This is a genomic window from Kitasatospora sp. NPDC051164, from assembly GCF_044455625.1.
Lineage (GTDB): Bacteria > Actinomycetota > Actinomycetes > Streptomycetales > Streptomycetaceae > Kitasatospora.
The window spans coordinates 1-15,574 of the sequence record NZ_JBITFB010000029.1 but is presented as its reverse complement, the minus strand read 5'-3'; the positions used below and the strand labels follow the sequence as shown (position 1 = coordinate 15,574).

16 protein-coding genes are annotated in these 15,574 nt (G+C 74.2%); 10 read left to right on the top strand and 6 right to left on the bottom strand.

Annotated features, from left to right (window positions below; translation table 11 throughout):
* Positions 1 to 18 precede the first annotated feature (18 nt).
* Together ACIBEC_RS35065 and ACIBEC_RS35060 are read left to right on the top strand one after the other, a co-directional pair.
* The gene (locus tag ACIBEC_RS35065) at positions 19 to 1,542 is read left to right on the top strand and encodes a hypothetical protein (RefSeq protein WP_360499509.1); all 1,524 of its coding nucleotides are present in this window, start codon (positions 19 to 21) and stop codon (positions 1,540 to 1,542) included.
* Complete coding sequence (locus ACIBEC_RS35060) at positions 1,539 to 2,057, top strand: hypothetical protein (protein WP_360499507.1); 519 nt, start codon at positions 1,539 to 1,541, stop codon at positions 2,055 to 2,057. The genes ACIBEC_RS35065 and ACIBEC_RS35060 overlap by 4 nt, the downstream gene beginning before the upstream one ends.
* Before the next feature lie 58 nt (positions 2,058 to 2,115).
* Here ACIBEC_RS35060 and ACIBEC_RS35055 read toward each other — a convergent pair whose 3' ends face one another.
* The 3 genes from ACIBEC_RS35055 to ACIBEC_RS35045 all read right to left on the bottom strand — a co-directional run bounded on the left by ACIBEC_RS35055 (position 2,116) and on the right by ACIBEC_RS35045 (position 4,146).
* The gene (locus tag ACIBEC_RS35055; RefSeq protein WP_360499505.1) at positions 2,116 to 2,631 is read right to left on the bottom strand and encodes a pyridoxamine 5'-phosphate oxidase family protein; all 516 of its coding nucleotides are present in this window, start codon (positions 2,629 to 2,631) and stop codon (positions 2,116 to 2,118) included.
* A 178-nt stretch (positions 2,632 to 2,809) separates the two neighbouring features.
* Positions 2,810 to 3,478 (bottom strand): phosphatase PAP2 family protein, encoded by a 669-nt coding sequence (locus tag ACIBEC_RS35050; protein ID WP_360499503.1) that lies wholly within the window; start codon positions 3,476 to 3,478, stop codon positions 2,810 to 2,812.
* The gene (locus ACIBEC_RS35045; protein WP_360499501.1) at positions 3,478 to 4,146 is read right to left on the bottom strand and encodes a DedA family protein; all 669 of its coding nucleotides are present in this window, start codon (positions 4,144 to 4,146) and stop codon (positions 3,478 to 3,480) included. The genes ACIBEC_RS35050 and ACIBEC_RS35045 overlap by 1 nt, the downstream gene beginning before the upstream one ends.
* 253 nt (positions 4,147 to 4,399) lie before the next feature.
* On the opposite strand from ACIBEC_RS35045, the gene ACIBEC_RS35040 reads away from it, so the two are divergent.
* From ACIBEC_RS35040 to ACIBEC_RS35030, 3 genes are all read left to right on the top strand, one after another.
* On the top strand, positions 4,400 to 4,852 hold the full coding sequence (locus ACIBEC_RS35040; protein WP_360499499.1) for a BlaI/MecI/CopY family transcriptional regulator: 453 nt from the start codon (positions 4,400 to 4,402) through the stop codon (positions 4,850 to 4,852).
* Positions 4,849 to 5,967 (top strand): M56 family metallopeptidase, encoded by a 1,119-nt coding sequence (locus ACIBEC_RS35035; RefSeq protein WP_360499497.1) that lies wholly within the window; start codon positions 4,849 to 4,851, stop codon positions 5,965 to 5,967. The genes ACIBEC_RS35040 and ACIBEC_RS35035 overlap by 4 nt, the downstream gene beginning before the upstream one ends.
* 175 nt (positions 5,968 to 6,142) lie before the next feature.
* Positions 6,143 to 7,582, top strand: a complete 1,440-nt coding sequence (locus ACIBEC_RS35030; RefSeq protein WP_360499495.1) for a GAF domain-containing protein — start codon at positions 6,143 to 6,145, stop codon at positions 7,580 to 7,582.
* Between the two features lie 62 nt (positions 7,583 to 7,644).
* Here ACIBEC_RS35030 and ACIBEC_RS35025 read toward each other — a convergent pair whose 3' ends face one another.
* Positions 7,645 to 8,145, bottom strand: a complete 501-nt coding sequence (locus ACIBEC_RS35025) for an SsgA family sporulation/cell division regulator (RefSeq protein ID WP_360499493.1) — start codon at positions 8,143 to 8,145, stop codon at positions 7,645 to 7,647.
* 324 nt (positions 8,146 to 8,469) lie between these two features.
* Between ACIBEC_RS35025 and ACIBEC_RS35020 the strand changes: the two genes are divergently transcribed.
* The 4 genes from ACIBEC_RS35020 to ACIBEC_RS35005 all read left to right on the top strand — a co-directional run bounded on the left by ACIBEC_RS35020 (position 8,470) and on the right by ACIBEC_RS35005 (position 12,960).
* Positions 8,470 to 9,765 carry a hypothetical protein gene (locus tag ACIBEC_RS35020; RefSeq protein ID WP_360499491.1) on the top strand — a complete coding sequence of 432 codons (1,296 nt, stop codon included), beginning with the start codon at positions 8,470 to 8,472 and terminating at the stop codon, positions 9,763 to 9,765.
* A 233-nt stretch (positions 9,766 to 9,998) separates the two neighbouring features.
* The gene (locus tag ACIBEC_RS35015) at positions 9,999 to 11,330 is read left to right on the top strand and encodes a TerD family protein (RefSeq protein ID WP_360499724.1); all 1,332 of its coding nucleotides are present in this window, start codon (positions 9,999 to 10,001) and stop codon (positions 11,328 to 11,330) included.
* 128 nt (positions 11,331 to 11,458) lie between these two features.
* Positions 11,459 to 12,424 carry an SGNH/GDSL hydrolase family protein gene (locus ACIBEC_RS35010; protein ID WP_360499489.1) on the top strand — a complete coding sequence of 322 codons (966 nt, stop codon included), beginning with the start codon at positions 11,459 to 11,461 and terminating at the stop codon, positions 12,422 to 12,424.
* Positions 12,425 to 12,471: 47 nt separating this feature from the next.
* A complete protein-coding gene (locus ACIBEC_RS35005; protein WP_360499487.1) occupies positions 12,472 to 12,960 on the top strand; it encodes a GNAT family N-acetyltransferase in 489 nt (162 codons plus the stop codon).
* An 18-nt stretch (positions 12,961 to 12,978) separates the two neighbouring features.
* On the opposite strand, the gene ACIBEC_RS35000 is transcribed toward ACIBEC_RS35005, so the two are convergent.
* On the bottom strand, positions 12,979 to 13,671 hold the full coding sequence (locus ACIBEC_RS35000; RefSeq protein WP_360499485.1) for an RraA family protein: 693 nt from the start codon (positions 13,669 to 13,671) through the stop codon (positions 12,979 to 12,981).
* Positions 13,672 to 13,818: 147 nt separating this feature from the next.
* Between ACIBEC_RS35000 and ACIBEC_RS34995 the strand changes: the two genes are divergently transcribed.
* Entirely contained in the window at positions 13,819 to 14,412 is a 594-nt protein-coding gene (locus ACIBEC_RS34995; protein WP_360499483.1) for a Uma2 family endonuclease, read from the top strand.
* A 66-nt stretch (positions 14,413 to 14,478) separates the two neighbouring features.
* Here the strand turns inward: ACIBEC_RS34995 and ACIBEC_RS34990 are convergent, their stop codons facing one another.
* Positions 14,479 to 15,408, bottom strand: coding sequence for a proline dehydrogenase family protein (locus tag ACIBEC_RS34990; protein WP_360499481.1), 930 nt, complete (start codon positions 15,406 to 15,408; stop codon positions 14,479 to 14,481).
* Positions 15,409 to 15,574: the final 166 nt, after the last annotated feature.

Below are 15,574 nucleotides of genomic sequence, written 5' to 3'. Positions count from 1 at the left end.
TCCGGACGGGGGCGGCGGGTGGGTGAGTCCACGGCGGCGAAGGCCGTCCGCAAGCTCACCGGGATGTGGTGGCCCGACGCCGATCCGGACAAGCTCCGCAAGGTCGCCGACGCGTGGGAGGCGATGGCCACCGCCATCGACAACGTCACCGCGCCCACCAACCAGGCCGCGGCCGCGATCGTCGCCAACAACCACGGCCCGGCGATCGACGCCTTCGGCAAGTTCTGGGCCCAGTACTACGGGGGCCAGGACAGCGCGGGCAAGGGCAAGGGCTGGCTCCCCGACACCGCCGACGCCTGCCGCAGCCTGGCCAAGGCCCTGCGCGACTTCGCCGCCGAGGTGGACAAGGCGATCAAGAAGCTGGAGGAGGAGGCCGCGATCGTCGGCGCGACCCTGGTCGCCGGCACCGCGCTCGCCTTCTTCACCGTCGGAATCTCCGAAGGCGTCGCGGTCACCGCTGCCGCGGGCATCGTCGCCACCGCCGCCGGCCTCGGCGTAGCCGTCTCCGAGACCATCGCCATGATCGCCGCCACCGTCCTCACCGGCGTCGTGTTCGGTGCCGTCGAAGCGATCGTCGTGGACGTCGCCGTCGCCCAGCCCATCCGCGTCGAGTTCTACGACGACGGCGGCTACAGCCTCAAGGAGGCCGTCGACGCCGAGAAGACCGGCGGCATCATGGGCGGCGCCGGTGCCGGTCTCGGCGCCGGCGGCCGGGTCGTCGCCAACGCCGCCGAACGCGCGGAGAGCGCCTCCGTCGCCCTTGCCGGCCTGGCCAAGGTCGCCAACGCCGCCGACACCCTCCCCGGCCGCATGGTCACCGGCGCCGGCCTCACCTACGGCTACGACACCGCCTTCAAGACCGGCCCGGTCATGCCGCTGGACCTCGTCCTCGGCGCCGTCGGCGGCGCCGCCGCACCCGGGAGCAGCAAGACTCCGTTCCCCGACACCGAGGGTTGGGGCGGCGCCGGATGGGTTCATGAGCCGTCGGAGTTCGCCGGCGGGGTGTACGAGAAGGTCCGCGCGACCCCCAACAAGGTCGACCTCCCGAAGATCTCCGAGAACACCGGCATCGACCCGTCCGTCCTCCGCCAAGTCAAGTCCCACCTGTTCCGGGAGCAGCACACGGTGGCGGTCGGCCCGCTGGACACGAAGCGAGGGCTCTTCACTCCACGCGACGACATCGCGGAGATCTGGCAGGACGCTCACGCGGGCAAACTCGACGCCGCCGGCCTGAAGGAGTTCCGCTCCCTGATGGCCCATGAGTACATCGAGAGCGAGCTGATGAGGGGAGGGCTTCCCTACGTATCGGAGCATCCGGACGTCTGGAACGAGGCGCACGACAAGCTGTTCCCGCAGGACGTGAGCAAGGCCGGCGCCCATGATCTGGCGCCGCATTCCGTCGAGGGCCATTTCCGCCCCTGGGAGACCCGCTTGGGGCTGACGCCGCCCAAGACGCCGCTCGCGGACGACCTTTCGAACATTGATACCGTGGTCTCCGAGATCAAGCAGGAGCTGCGCAGGAACGGGGTGAACGTCAAGTGACGAATCCGTCGCGTCTCATTCTGGATCGCCTGCGTGCGGTCGAGTGGAGCGACTGGGACGGCGCACAGCCCCACCTCCGCTCCCGGGCCGCTCTGATGCGCGAGTACCTGCGGCGGTCCGCCCTCTGGGCCGACGCCTTCGACGCCGCAGGCCTCTGGCCGTTCTTCGACATCGCCCTGCACATCGACCCCACCATCCGCGCCGATTCCGACGTTGCCGCCGACCTGGAGGCCTACCTCTCCGGCGCCGTCCGGCGTCGCACCATCCGGGAGACCTGCCGAGGCGCCGTGCACTGGCCCACGTTCCGCCGCGAGACGAAGGTCGTCCTCCCCGAGCTGCCCGACCCCTACGACCCGCTCCTGCTCCTCTACGGGCGCGGAGGCGGTTTCTACGTCGAGGAGCACATCGACCTCGACGGCATCTCCGTCCCTCTGGGCCAGTTGTCGGACCATCTGTCTCGCGTCCCGGTCGTCGACCTCGATCCGGCCACGCTCGACGCGCTGGACGCGACCTGAGCGGCAGTGCCGTCGGCGGCTCGGCCCGGCCGGAGCCGCCGACGAAGGCCCGCGCGGCCTACGACCGCACCACCCGCGCCCGCAGGTAGTTGCGCCGGCCGAAGTTCGGTTCGTCCACCGCCGTCAGCTCCTCCACCTGGAACCGGTACAGCGCCGCCGCCCCGCCGCCGGTGAGGAACTGGCGCCGGACCTCCTCGTCCTGCGCGAAGGACGGGTAGCGCCCCTGGTACGCGGCCAGCGCCGCCTGCGCCTGCCGCCCCCAGGCCTCGCCCGCGCTGCCGGTCAGCTGCAGTCCGCGCAGCTGCTCGCCGAAGGCGGGCGGCGGCAGGAACACGGTGGCGGCGGCCCGGGCCTCCTCGGCGAGATGGTGGCTGTGCCGGGTGGAGCGCTCGCTGACGAAGTAGAGGACGAGGTCGTCGTCGTGGGCGAAGAAGGCGAGGTTGGCGTGCGGTCCGTGTTCGTGGCCGGCGGTGGCGAGGGTGAGCACCATGGCCTCCGCAAGCAGGCCCTCGACGCCCTTGTGCAACAAGTCGCCCGGCCAGTCCCCCTGTGTGATGTCGAGTCTGTACGGCATTCGGCACTCCCTCCGCTGGCACGCCCGGCGCCCTCGCGCCCCGAGCACGACTGAGCCGGGCGGGCGCCCCCTGAGGAGGCCCCACGCCCGGCTCACATGCTCTACCCGCCACCCCGGCCGAACAAGGGTCGCGGAACGGGTGGAACGAGCGCGATCAGCGCCGCCGCACCCGACGGTCTCAGTGCCGCTGCGCCCCGTACGCCGAGTGCCCGTGGCTCACCAGCGGCGGCACCCCCGGGCCGAGCAGCGGCCGCAGCGCGCCGGTCCGCATCCGGTCCACCAGTGGCCCGCAGCGCCCGGCGACCGGTGCCAGCACCACCGCGACCAGCAGGCCGACCAGCGCGCCCACCGCCACGTCGTGCGGGTAGTGCACGCCGACCCAGACCCGGGAGGCGGCCATCAGCACCGCGAACAGGCCGGCCACCCAGCCGAGCCGCCGGTTGACGAACCAGAGCGAGGCCGCGGCGGCGACGGCGATCACCGAGTGGTTGCTCGGGAAGGACCAGTCCCCGGTGCCCGGGCAGGTCTCCAGCGAGACGCTGCCGGGGATCTGCGCGCAGGGCCGGACCTCCTCGACGATGCCCTTGAGCCCCGAGTTGACGACGTAGGCGATGACCACGATCACCGGCGAGGCCAGCACCTTGGCCATCACCGCGGAGTCCGCGCCGCGCGCCCGCCACCACGCCCAGAGCATGAAGATCGCGAACAGGCCGAGACCGATCGCCGACCAGACCTTGATCAGCTCGTCCAGCCAGTGCGGGGCCGACTGCGCCCACCCGTTGACGCGGGTGTAGAAGCTGCCGTCGATGCCGCTGCCGTCATAGACGGCGAGGGCCCGTGAGGACATCACGCGTCACCTCCGTGACGTGGCGCCTTACGGGCGCGGAACAGTTCGAGAACAATGGGGAACACGGAGACAACTACTACCAGACCGATGATGGGCAGCAGATACTGGTCGATCCCGGGTACCGACGATCCGAGCGCGTACCCGGCGAGCACCACGCCGACCGTCCAGACCGCACCGCCGACGACCTGCCAGAGGGTGAACGAGCGGACCGGCACTTCGAGCACGCCGCACAGCGGATTCAACACCGTTCGGACCACCGGGATGAACCGGGCGAGCATGATCGCCTTGCCGTGGCCGTACTTCGCCAGCAGTTCCTCGGCCCGCGCGGCGCCCTTCAGCAGGCTCTTCCGCCTGGTGCGGCGCAGCAGCGACCGGCCGCCGCGCCGGCCGATCAGGTAGCCGACCTGGGCCCCGCCCAGTGCTCCGACCAGGGCGGCGGGCAGCACCTGCCACAGTTCCAGCTGGGGCCCCTTGGTCGCGCCGGGCACGCAGAGCAGTCCGGCGGTGAACAGCAGCGAGTCGCCGGGCAGGAAGAAGCCGATCAGCAGGCCGGTCTCGGCGAACAGCACCACGGCGATGCCGAGCGCGCCGAAGGCGGCGAGCAGTGAGGACGCGTCCAGCGGGTTCACCGCGAGGTGAACGGCCGGATCGCCGGGGAACTGGAGCAAGGCTGGCGGACCTCCCGTACGTTGGAGGGCGGTTCACGGCGTATTCCGCCGGAACCGACCGGTTCACAGCGGATCCGCTCAGGCCGGCTGTTCACGGCGAACCCGCCGGGACAGCGGTTCACAGGGACCCGCCCGGACCGGGAGGTTCACAGCCGGACTTCACTGCCGGGCTCTTCAGCCGGACCCGCCCGACCGTCTACAGTCACGTAGACGGTCTACATGACTGTAGACGAAACTTGGAGGAATCGCCGCCATGTCCGACGTACCGTCCGCCCGCCGGCCCGCCGGGGAGCTGGAGGCCGAGGTGCTGGCCGCCCTCTGGTCGGCCCGGCAGCCGATGACGCCGCAGGACGTCCAGGCGGCGCTCGGCGGGGACCTCGCCCGCACCACGATCGCGACGATCCTGGCCCGGCTGCACGACAAGGGGACGGTCGAGCGCACCCGGGCCGGCCGCGCCTACGCCTACACCCCGACCGTCCAGGACACCGCCGGACTGGCGGCCCGCCGGATGCACACCGAGCTGGGCCGCGAGGCCGACCGCTCCACCGTGCTGGCCCGCTTCATCTCCGACCTCTCCGCCGAGGACGAGCAGCTGCTGCGCGACCTGCTCGGTGACGGCCCCGCCGGCCCCGACGCCGGAGCCGCCACCAGAACCGTCGGCGACGACCACCCGTGGCCGGGCAGCAGGGGAGCGGCCGGCCGATGATGATCGCCGTCTGGGCCCCGCTGCTGCTGCCGTTCCTGGCCGCCCCGCTGGCCCGCCGCCTCGCCGAACTGCTGTCACCGCGAGCCGCCGCCTGGATGCTGGCCGGCAGCGCCGCCGTCCTGGCCGGCGGCACCCTCTGCTCGCTCGGCCTGCTCGCCGCCGCCGGGCTGCTCCAGCTGCCGCCGGTCGCCGCCCTCGGCCACCTCTCGCTGCCGTGGCTCACCGCGGCCGCGCCGGCCGCCCCGCTCGCCGCCGTGGCGGCGGCCCTGGCGCTCGTCGCGCTCGCCGCGCTGGCGGTGCGCACGGCCCGCCGCCGACGGCTGGAGCTGCGAACGGCCCGGGCCTCCCTCCCGGCCGATGACCGGCATCCGGATACGCGCCTCCCGCGCGCCACCGTGCGCCGGGCTCGCACCCCGGATCGCCGCACCGCCCCGCCGAGGCCCGCCGAGCCCTCGTTCTCCGCCCTCCTGCGGCCCGCCGGATCGGTGCTCACGGCGCTTCTGCGGCCCGCCGAGCCCCCGCTCGCCGTCCTGGACGACGAGCGCGCCGACGCATTCGCCCTGCCCGGCCGTCTGCGCCGCCCCGGCCGACCGGGCGAGCCCGGCCGGATCGTGGTCACCTCGGGGATGCTGCGGGCCCTCAGCGGCCCCGAGCGCTCCGCCCTGCTCGCCCACGAGCGCGCCCACCTGGCCGCCCGCCACCACGTCTTCCTCGCCCTCGCCGAGCACGCCGCCGACGTCCACCCGGCGCTCCGCCCGCTGCGCGCACCGCTCGGGTACCACCTGGAGCGGTGGGCCGACGAGGTGGCGGCGGCCCGGGTCGGCGACCGCACCGTGACCGCCCGCGCGGTCGGCCGGGCCGCCCTCGCCGCGAGCCGCTCCCCCTGGCCGGACCGGCCCAGGCTGGCCCCCGCCGCCCACTCCGGGCCGGTCCCGCGCCGGGTCGCCGCGCTGCTCCAGCCCCGCCCGGCGGCCACCCCCGGCACCCGGCTGCGGGCGGTCGCGCTGGCCCTGGCCGCCTGCCTGGCGCTGAGCACCGGCGCCACGCTGGAGGCCACCGCCGACCTGCACCACACCGTCGAGGCGGCCCAGCAGGGCGTGGGCGCGCAGCGCTGAGACCCACCCGGGCCCGGGGGTCGCCCGGGCCCGGGCCCGGGCCCGGGGCCGCTCCCGCGTACCGTCCGGTATGCCGAGTTGGCAGACCCCATCCCCATGGGCCCAGCTCACCCGTACGCTTTCGTCAGCGCGTCGGCCCCGGCGCGACCTCGAACGGCGGCGAGGAGCGGACCGAGTGCGGCAGACCGGACGGCAGTCCCGACGACCAGAGCGCCGCACCCCGCCGACCGCGACGGAGCTGGCCAAGGTCCACGAGCGCACCCTCGCCGACGCCGCCGCCCGGGAACTGACCGGTCCCGCCTCCCCCGAGGAGGGCGGCGTCCCCGGCCTGCTCGAACCCCGCCCCGAGATCGGCGACTCCTGGGCCCGGCTGCGCCGGCTCGGCCTCGACCCCGACACCGGTGCCGCCGCCGCCCTGCTCGGGCCGGCCGAAATCGAACAGCGCCGCCGCGCCAGTGGGCTTGACGCAGTCATGCCAGTCCTGCGCCAGACCCTGCTGGAACCGACCGACGCACTCCCGCTGATCCTCGCCATCGCCGACGCCGAGGGCCACGTGCTCTGGCAGGAGGGCGAGCGCGGCCTGCGCCGCAGCGCCGACCGGATCGGCTTCATCACCGGCGCCCGCTGGATCGAGGAGAGCGTCGGCACCAACGGCATCGCCGTCGCCCTGCGCGCCCGCCGCCCGATGCACGTCCACTCCGCCGAGCACTACCTGCGCAGCCACCACTCCTGGACCTGCGTGGCCGCGCCCGTGCACGACCCCGGCACCGGGCAGCTGGTCGGCGCCATCAACCTGAGCGGCCCCGCGCACAGCATCCGCCCGTACCTGCTCCAGCTCACCGCCACCGCCGCCCGGCTCGCCGAGACCGAGCTGCGCGCCCACCGGCTGGAGGCCCTGCACCAGCTGCGCACCCTGGCCGCCCCGCTGCTCGCCCGGGTCGGCGGCCCGGCCCTGGTGGTGGACGCGGCCGGCTGGACCGCCGCCGCGGCCGGGCTGCCGCCGCCCAACCGGCTGCGGGTGCCCAGCGAGGGCTGGGCCCCGGCCGCCGTGCACTGGGTGCCCGGCCTCGGCGAGTGCGTACTGGAACCGCTCGCCGACGGCTGGCTGGTGCGCCCGATCCGGCCGCCCGGGGAGGACGGCTCCGGCACGGTGAGCGCCGAACAGGCCGAGGGGGCCCGGCTCCGACTCGACCTGCGCCGGGCGGACCGGCCCGAACTGTCCGTCCGGGGCGCGGTCGGCAGCTGGTCCCACCCGCTCAGCCCGCGCCACGCCGAACTGCTGCTCCTGCTCGCCACCGGACGCCAGGGCAGCACCGCCGCCCAGCTCGCCGAGGCGCTGTTCGGCGACGCGGGCCGGACGGTGACGGTCCGCGCGGAGCTGTCCCGGCTGCGCCGCTACCTGGGCGGGCTGCTGGCCCACCGGCCGTACCGGATCGCCGAGTCGGTGCTGGTCACCGTGGAGGGGCCGGACGACCCATACGACCTGCTGCCCGCCTCCACGGCCCCGGCCGTCCGGAGACTGCGGGCCGCGCTGGCGACGGGGGCGGTGCGGCTGCCCGGAGCGGTACCCGTCCCGCCGCCGCGCGCACCCGGCGACCAGCCGCTCGGCCGCTGAGGCCGCGGCCGACCGCCGACCGCTCACCGACCGTCGACCCCCAGCCGCTTGCCCGCCGCCCCTCAGCCGCCCGCGAGCAGCGCGGCCAGGTCGTCGTCGGTGGGGCCGCAGTCGCACTCCCGCGCCTCGGAGACCAGCGCGTACGTCCGCTCCAGCCAGGCCTGCACCCGGGGCTTGGGAGCCTCCAGCAGGGCGCTGCCGTGCGGGGATTCGAGCGCCAGGTGCAGCGTCGAGCCGTGGCACGGGCAGTACGCCGGCCACAGCTTGACGTCACCCTGGCCGCTCAACATGCCCAGGCCGTCGCGCAGCAGCTCGCGCGAGAACACCCAGTCGGCCTCGTCCGGCCGCCCCAGGTGGAACGTCAACAGCACCTCGTACGGGCGGGCGGCATCGAACCGGAACCGGGTGCGCACCTCGCCGACCACCTCCTCGCCCAGCGAGATCCGGAGCGTCAGCACCTCCTCCACCGCCGCCGGAGCGGCGGTGGAGCCGTCCCCATCGCCGCCCGTGGGGGTGGCGGCGAGGGGTGCACTGGAGGCTGCGGACAGCGGGTCGGGCGGCATGACGGTCTCTCCGGGGCGGCGTGGGATGGACCCAGCCTGCGCCACCCCGTGCCGGGCGGCAAGGGTTGCAAGGGGGTTGCAACAACCGCCACCATCCAGGCCAACCACCCCTTACTTCCCTGTCGGACGGAGCGTCAACTTCCGGACATCGAACGGGTGTCCACGAAATGGATCGAACCCGTCCACGGTATGACCGCCCGCTGGTACGCTCTCCCCCTCCCCGGCGCGGGCCCGCGGCGGACCGGCCCGCGACGGCCGGAACCAGGCCCGGCGGCAACGCGTGGGAGAATACGGCGACGCGACTTCGGGGAGGGAGGGGGTCCGGTGGCTGTGCGCGAGGACACCGCGCGGGACGTGCGGCACGAGCCCGAGCGGCACGGCCGGCACGGCCGACCGCGCCCCTTCGGCGGCCGACTCCGACTGCCCACCCTGCGCTTCTCCGGCGCCGCGATGGCGATGTCCACCGTCGTCGGCATCAGCATCGCCACCACCCTCCTGCTCAACGAGCAGCAGGGGATCGGCCGTCGGGCCGGCGTGGCCCGGGTCGGCTCCACCCCGCCGCCTACCCCGGGCGCCACCGACCAGGCCGAGGCGGCCTCCGCGCAGACCCCGACCGCCACCCCGGCCGGCGGACCGTCCGCCACCCGGCAACCGGCACACCCGTCCACGCGCCCCGCGGCCCACCCCTCGGGAGCGGCACCGGTCCTGGCCACCCCGCCCGGCGACCGCTCGGCGCACCCGGGCTCCTCGGCCCCGACCGGGGGTCAGACCACCACCGGGCAGGACTCGCAGCCCCCCGGCACCCAGCTCGCGGGCACCCAGCCGGGCGTACCGGCTCCGGCCGGGCCCTCGCCCGCCGCCCCGACCCCGCCCGCCGGACAGCCCGACGGCCAGCCCACCGACGGCGCGCCACCGAAACTGCCCGGCATCAGGCCCACCGCGCCCACCCGCCCCGTGCCGCCGCCCACCGAGACCGCCCCCGGCACCGGCGGGTCCCCGGACGGCCAGGCCCCGACGGACCCGGGCGGCGACGGCGGCACACCGACGGACACACCCGGCCCCACCGCACCCGCTCCCACCGCGCCCGGCCCCGGTACGCCGGACCCGAGCACCGACCACGCCCTGTCCGGCATCTCCCTGGTCGCCCCGCTCGGCCGCGACGGCCTGCGGCACGAGCTGGGCCTCACCGTGACCGAGCCGGTCACCGCCCTGCAGGCCGAATTCCGGCTCGCCCCGGGCGAGTCCGCCGCCGGCACCGGCACCGCCTGGACCGACCTGCCCGGCGCCGTGGTCACCGTCCAGCAGGAGCGCGGCACCCTGGTCTACCGCTTCACCACACCGCCCGGCACCGACGTCCGGCCCGGCCACTACACCTTCGGCGCGCGCGGCGCCCGTCCGGCCGCCGCCGACCCGTCCGCGGTCCGCAAGTCGGCCCCGGCGGAGAGCTGGAGCGCCTCCGCCTTCGCCCTCGACCACCCCCGCGCGGTCGCCGCGCTCGGCGGCTTCGACCCCATCCCGCCACTGCCCACCCCGGCACCGCCGACCCCGTCACTGCCGGCCGCGCCGCCGCCCTTCGCGCCCCAGGCCCCCGGTGTCCCGGCGGCCCCCGCGCCCCGCTGACGGCCCGGGCGGTGCAGGCCGTCCGGTGGCCACGCTCCTCCAACGGCCACGCTCCTCCGACGGCCCATCGTCACAACATTCCGACAGTCCGACGATCCGACAGCTGAGCTGCTCGGACGGGCGCATCCCCGCACCCTCGTTCGTTACTGTGGGCAGCACCCGGCCGGGCGCCCCCAAAGGCCCCCGACCGGGGCCGTCGTTCCGCACCCGAGGAGGAGTCCGTGCCCACCGTCCTGACCCAAGGCGGCAACGCACCGCTGACCGCCGCGCGAGTGACCGTCGAGGTCACCGCGCCCAAGGCGCTGGACGTCTCCGGCCTGCTGCTGACCGACGCCGGAAAGGTGCGCTCGGACGACGACTTCGTCTTCTTCAACGCCCCGAACGGTCCGGGGGTGAGCCACCGCCCGGCCGCCGCCGGTACTCCCGACGCGATCACCGTCGACACCCGGGCCGTCCCGGCGGACATCACCACGATCGCGGTCACCGCCAGCCCCGCCGACCAGGTCTCCACCTTCGCCGGGACCGAGCCCACCGCCACCGTCCGGGACGCCGACACCGGCGAAGTCCTGGTCACCTTCACCCCGCCCCGGCTGGGCCTGGAGACCGCGCTGGTCGTGGTCGAGGTCTACCTGCGCAACGGCGCCTGGAAGGTGCGCGCGGTCGGCCAGGGCTACGCCAACGGCCTCGCGGGCATCGCCACCGACTTCGGCGTCAGCGTCGACGACACCCCGGCCCCGGCCGCCCAGGCCGCCCCCGCCCCGAGCACCCCGCAGGCCACGGCCGCTCCGGCCGACCCGACCCTCCAGCTCCCCACCCCGCCCGTCGCACCGCCCGCCCCGCCCGCTCCCCCGGCGACTCCCCCGGCCCCCGCGACCCCACCCGCCGCCGCCGCGGTCGACCCCCGGATCGCCCTCGCCACCGGCTCCCACCCGCTGCCGCCGGCCCCGCCCGCGCCGCCCTCCGTTCCCGCGACCCCGGGCGCGCCCGCGAAGATCACCCTGGACAAGGGCCGGGTCAGCCTGGTCAAGGGCAGCTCCGTCTCCCTGGTCAAGAACGGCCGCCCCTTCCTCTCCTCCGTCCGGATGGCCCTCGGCTGGGAGCCCGCCGCCCGTGGCCGCAGCATCGACCTGGACGCCTCCTGCCTCGCCTTCGACGCCCGCCACAAGCGGCTGGAGACGGCCTGGTTCATGAAGCTGAACATCTTCAACGGCGCCATCGCCCACTCCGGCGACAGCCTCACCGGCGGCGGCGACGGTGACGACGAGCTGATCACCGTCCACCTGGAGGGCCTGCCGGCCGAGGTCCACGGACTGGTCTTCGTCGTCAACTCCTTCTCCGGCCAGAAGTTCACCGACGTGAAGAACGCCTACTGCCGCCTGCTGGACGCCGGCACCAACGAGGAGCTGGTCCGCTTCGACCTGACCCACTCCGAGTCGCGCACCGGCGTGGTGATGTGCAAGCTGGTCCGCCGACCGGGCGGCGAGTGGGAGATGACCGCGCTCGGCGAGTACGTGGACGGCAAGACCGCCCGGGCGATGATCGAGCCCGCCGCCGCGCTGCTCTAGCCCACCGCCCTCATCACGCCAACGCCCACGAATTCACCCTCCTGAGGCATCAAGTCGTCCACACACCGACTCGATTGACTCTCAGGGGGGTGAATCGCACTCTCCCCCGCACTTGCTGAGGAGAGACCGTGCCACGCTTCCTGTCCCGCCTCGCCGTCGCCGGCACCGCCGCCGTCCTCGCCGCCGGACTGACCACCCCCACCACCGTGCAGGCCGCCGCCGAGCCGTCCGCCCGCGCCCGGGCGCTGACCTGGGTGGCCATGGGCGACTCCTACACCGCGGGCGTCATCGAGGCCACCGGCGACCTGACCGAGCCCCGCGACGGCTGCGCCCGGACCGTCGGGTCCTACCCCGAGATCATCCGCCGCGACCTCGGCTCCCTGGTCGACCAGCGCAACGTCAGCTGCAGCGGCGCCACCACCGAGAACATCCACGCGACCAAGCTCTCCCCGCTCGGCCGCCCCCTCCCGCCGCTCGGCACCGACCCCGGCGCCCCCTACCCGCCCGTCCCCCCGCAGATCGACGCCGTGGGCCCGGCCACCGACCTGGTCACCGTCGGCATCGGCGGCAACGACCTCGGCTTCGCCGAGATCCTCAAGAACTGCATCGAACTCGGCGCCACCCACCTCGGCCAGGGCACCCCCTGCAAGGACACATACGACGCCGGCCTGCCCGACCGCCTGGCCGCGCTGCGCAGCGGCTACGACACCATGCTCACCGCGCTGCACGTCAGGGCACCGTTCGCCAAGGTCCTCACCGTCGGCTACCCGCACCTCATCCCGGAGAACGTCAACCTCTGCACGTACGGCGACCTGCTGCAGTTCGCCACCTTCACCATCGGCGATCTCGCCTGGGCCCGGACCGCGATCCTGGAGCCGCTCAACGCGGTCATCGCGCAGAACACCGCCGCCCACGGCGACACCTTCATCGACCTCTACCCCTCCACCGCCGGCCACAGCGTCTGCGACCCCGACCACTGGCTGGACGGCGTCCTGACCAGCGCGATCCCGCTGAAGTACGCGGTGGTGCACCCGAACGCCCGGGGCCAGGCCAACGCCGCCGCCGTCGTCGAGGACGCCGTCCTCGGCGGCTGAACGGAAAACCGGTGGCCCGCCGGCCCGCCGACGATCATGCTGAGCGGATGATCATCCGCGAAGCCACCCCCGAGGACTGGCCGGCCATCTGGCCCTTCTTCCAGGCGATCGTCACCGCCGGCGAGACCTTCCCCTACCCCCTCGACATGCCCTCCGAGCTCGGCCAGGAGTGGTGGCTGCTCGCCGCCCCCAACCGCACGGTGGTCGCGGTGGACGAGGACGGGCGGATCGTCGGCACCGCCAACATGAACCGCAACCGACCCGGCAACGGCTCGCACGTCGCCAGCGCCGGCTACATGGTCGACCCGGCCCATCACGGCAAGGGCATCGGGCGGGCCCTGGTCGAGTACACCCTCGACTGGGCCCGCCGGGCGGGCTTCCGCGCCATGCAGTTCAACGCGGTGGTCGCCAACAACCACCACGCCGTGAAGCTCTACGAGTCGCTCGGCTTCGAGATCGTCGGCACCGTCCCCGAGGCCTTCCACCACCCGGTCGACGGCTACGTCGGCCTGCACGTCATGTACCGCCCGCTGTAAGGGACTTCACTTCCCGCGCTACTCCTCGATCGCCCCGCCGACCCGCCGCAGATGCTGCCGGAAGCTGTACGACGGGTCGGCGGCGCGGCGCTCCAGGTACGCGTCGAAGGCGGTCTGCGCGCGCAGCGTGTCACCGGCGGCGATCCGCCCGGCCTGCGCGCGCTCGGTCCGGGCGATCGTGCCGGCCGCCTCCAGCACCTCCCCGGCCCGGTCGGCCGGGACGAACAGCACCCCGTCCGGGTCGGCGAACACCACGTCCCCGGCCGTGACCGTGTGCGGGCCGACCCGCGCCGTCCGCAGCGCCTCCGGCTCCCGGTCGTCCAGCCGCATCGGCCCGAGCGGCAGCGCGCCGTAGCTGAACACCGGCAGCCCGATCTCCAGCAGCTCGGGGGTGTCCCGGTGCAGCCCCCACACCACGATCCCGGCCACCCCGGCGGCCCGCGCCTCCAGCACCGCGAGGTCCCCGACGCAGGCCTCGTCCGTCCGCCCGCCGTTGTCGATCACCAGCACGTCCCCGTCCCGGGCGGCCCCGTACGCCTCCAGGAACACGTCCACACTCCCGTAGTGCCGCACCGGCAGCACCCGCCCCGCCACCCGCGCCCCGGCCCCCACCGGACCGACTCCCACCGGCGCCGCCCGCACCCCCACCCCGAGCCGCACACACGCATCCGCCACCACCGGCGTCGACAGCCCCGCGAACTCCTTCAGCATCCCCAACTCCTTCCGCCGAGACCCCAGTTCACAGCACCGGGATCCTACGCCCGCCCCAAACTCACACCATCGGGTGAAAGCTCACCGTGGACTGCGCTTCCCGCCCCGACCGTGCATAGCGTGACGCCCATCTGAAGGAGGGGCACCATGAGTGCTGTGGCGCATGAGCAACCGATCACGGACTCCCCATCGCAGGCAGACATCCTGCTGGAGGGCTTCCTGAGCCTGCACTCCCCCGAGGGCTTCCGAGCCGAGCTCATCGAGGGAGAGATCATCGTGGCACCACCGTCGGACGGCGATCACGAGGACTACATCGATCTGCTGATCGACCAGGTGAAAGCGCGGTCCAGGGTCCGCATGCAGGTGTCCGGCGGCAAGGGCCTCCGTCTGATCAGCAGCGGACCCTGCCCGAAGAACCATGTCGTCCCGGACGCAACGTTCGCTCCACGGGAACTCCGCCTCTTCCGCGGCGCCCCGCCGTGGATGGAACCGGACGGTGTGGCCATGGTCGCCGAGGTCACGTCGAGCAAGCCCGACCAGGACCGCATCACCAAGCGGCACGGCTACGCCCGGGCCGGAATCCCGCTCTACCTCCTCGTCGACCGCGAGAGGTCCCGGATCAGCCTGTTCGGCGAGCCGCACCGCGAGGAGTACACCGAGGTCCACCTGGCCGCGTTCGGTGAACCGCTGCTGCTCCCGGCTCCCTTCGAGTTCGAGCTGGACACCAAGGACTTCCTCTAGGAACGCGAAACGGCTCGTACCCCCTCCCACACAGGGGGTACGAGCCGTTCCACCGGGCCGGCAGCGTCAGCTGCGGGTGGCCATGGCCCGCAGGAAGAAGGTCAGGTTGGCCGGGCGCTCGGCGAGGCGGCGCATGAAGTAGCCGTACCACTCCTGGCCGTACGGGAGGTACACGCGCATCGTGTTGCCCTCGCCGGCGAGGCGCAGCTGCTCCTCGGGGCGGATGCCGTACAGCATCTGGTACTCGAAGGAGTCCCGCTTGCGGCCGTTCCACTGGGCCAGCTGGCCGGCGATCTTGATCATGTTGGGGTCGTGCGAGGCGATCATCGGGTAACCCTCGCCCGCCATCAGGACCTTCAGCGCGCGGACGTACGCGAGGTCGACCTCGTGCTTGCCCTGGAAGGCGACCGACTCGGGCTCCTTGTAGGCGCCCTTGCACAGGCGCACGCGGGAGCCGGCGCCGGAGAACTCGCGGCAGTCGGCCTCGGTGCGGCGCAGGTAGGCCTGAAGCACGACGCCCAGCCAGGGGAAGTCCGCCCGCAGCTCGCGCGCGATGGCGAGGGTGGAGTCGGTGGTGGTGTGGTCCTCCATGTCGAGGGTCACCGTGGTGCCCGCGTCGGCGGCGGCCTCGCAGATGCGGCGGGCGTTCTCCAGCGCGATCTTCTCGCCGTCCACCGGAAGGAACTGGCCGACGGCCGACAGCTTGACCGACACCTCGGCGCCGGCCGCCAGGCCGGTCTCCTTGAGGGCCTTGAGCAGGTGCTCGTAGGCCTCGGCGGTACCGGCGGCCTGGGAGGCGTCCTGGGTGTCCTCGCCGAGGTGGTCCAGGGTGACCTTGCGGCCGGTGGCGACCAGGTCGTCGCAGGCGGTGACCGCGTCGTCGAGGGCTTCGCCCGCGACGAAGCGCTCGACTATCGCGTGGGTCGGGGGGAACTTCTCGACCACGGTGCGGACCTGCGGGGACCGGGAGGCCGCGAGAAGGGCGGAACGGAGCATCGTGACTCCTGGAGCTGGTGTTTCCAAGGGTGGCAGAAGGGGGGCCGGGGCGGCGGGCACGGGGGTGGAGCACGCCGCCCCGGCGGGGGGGGGGCCGCCCAACCCCGCGGCACGCGGGCGCCGGCGGGGGGGGTGGGAGGGGGGGAGACGCGGCCCCCAGGGGGCG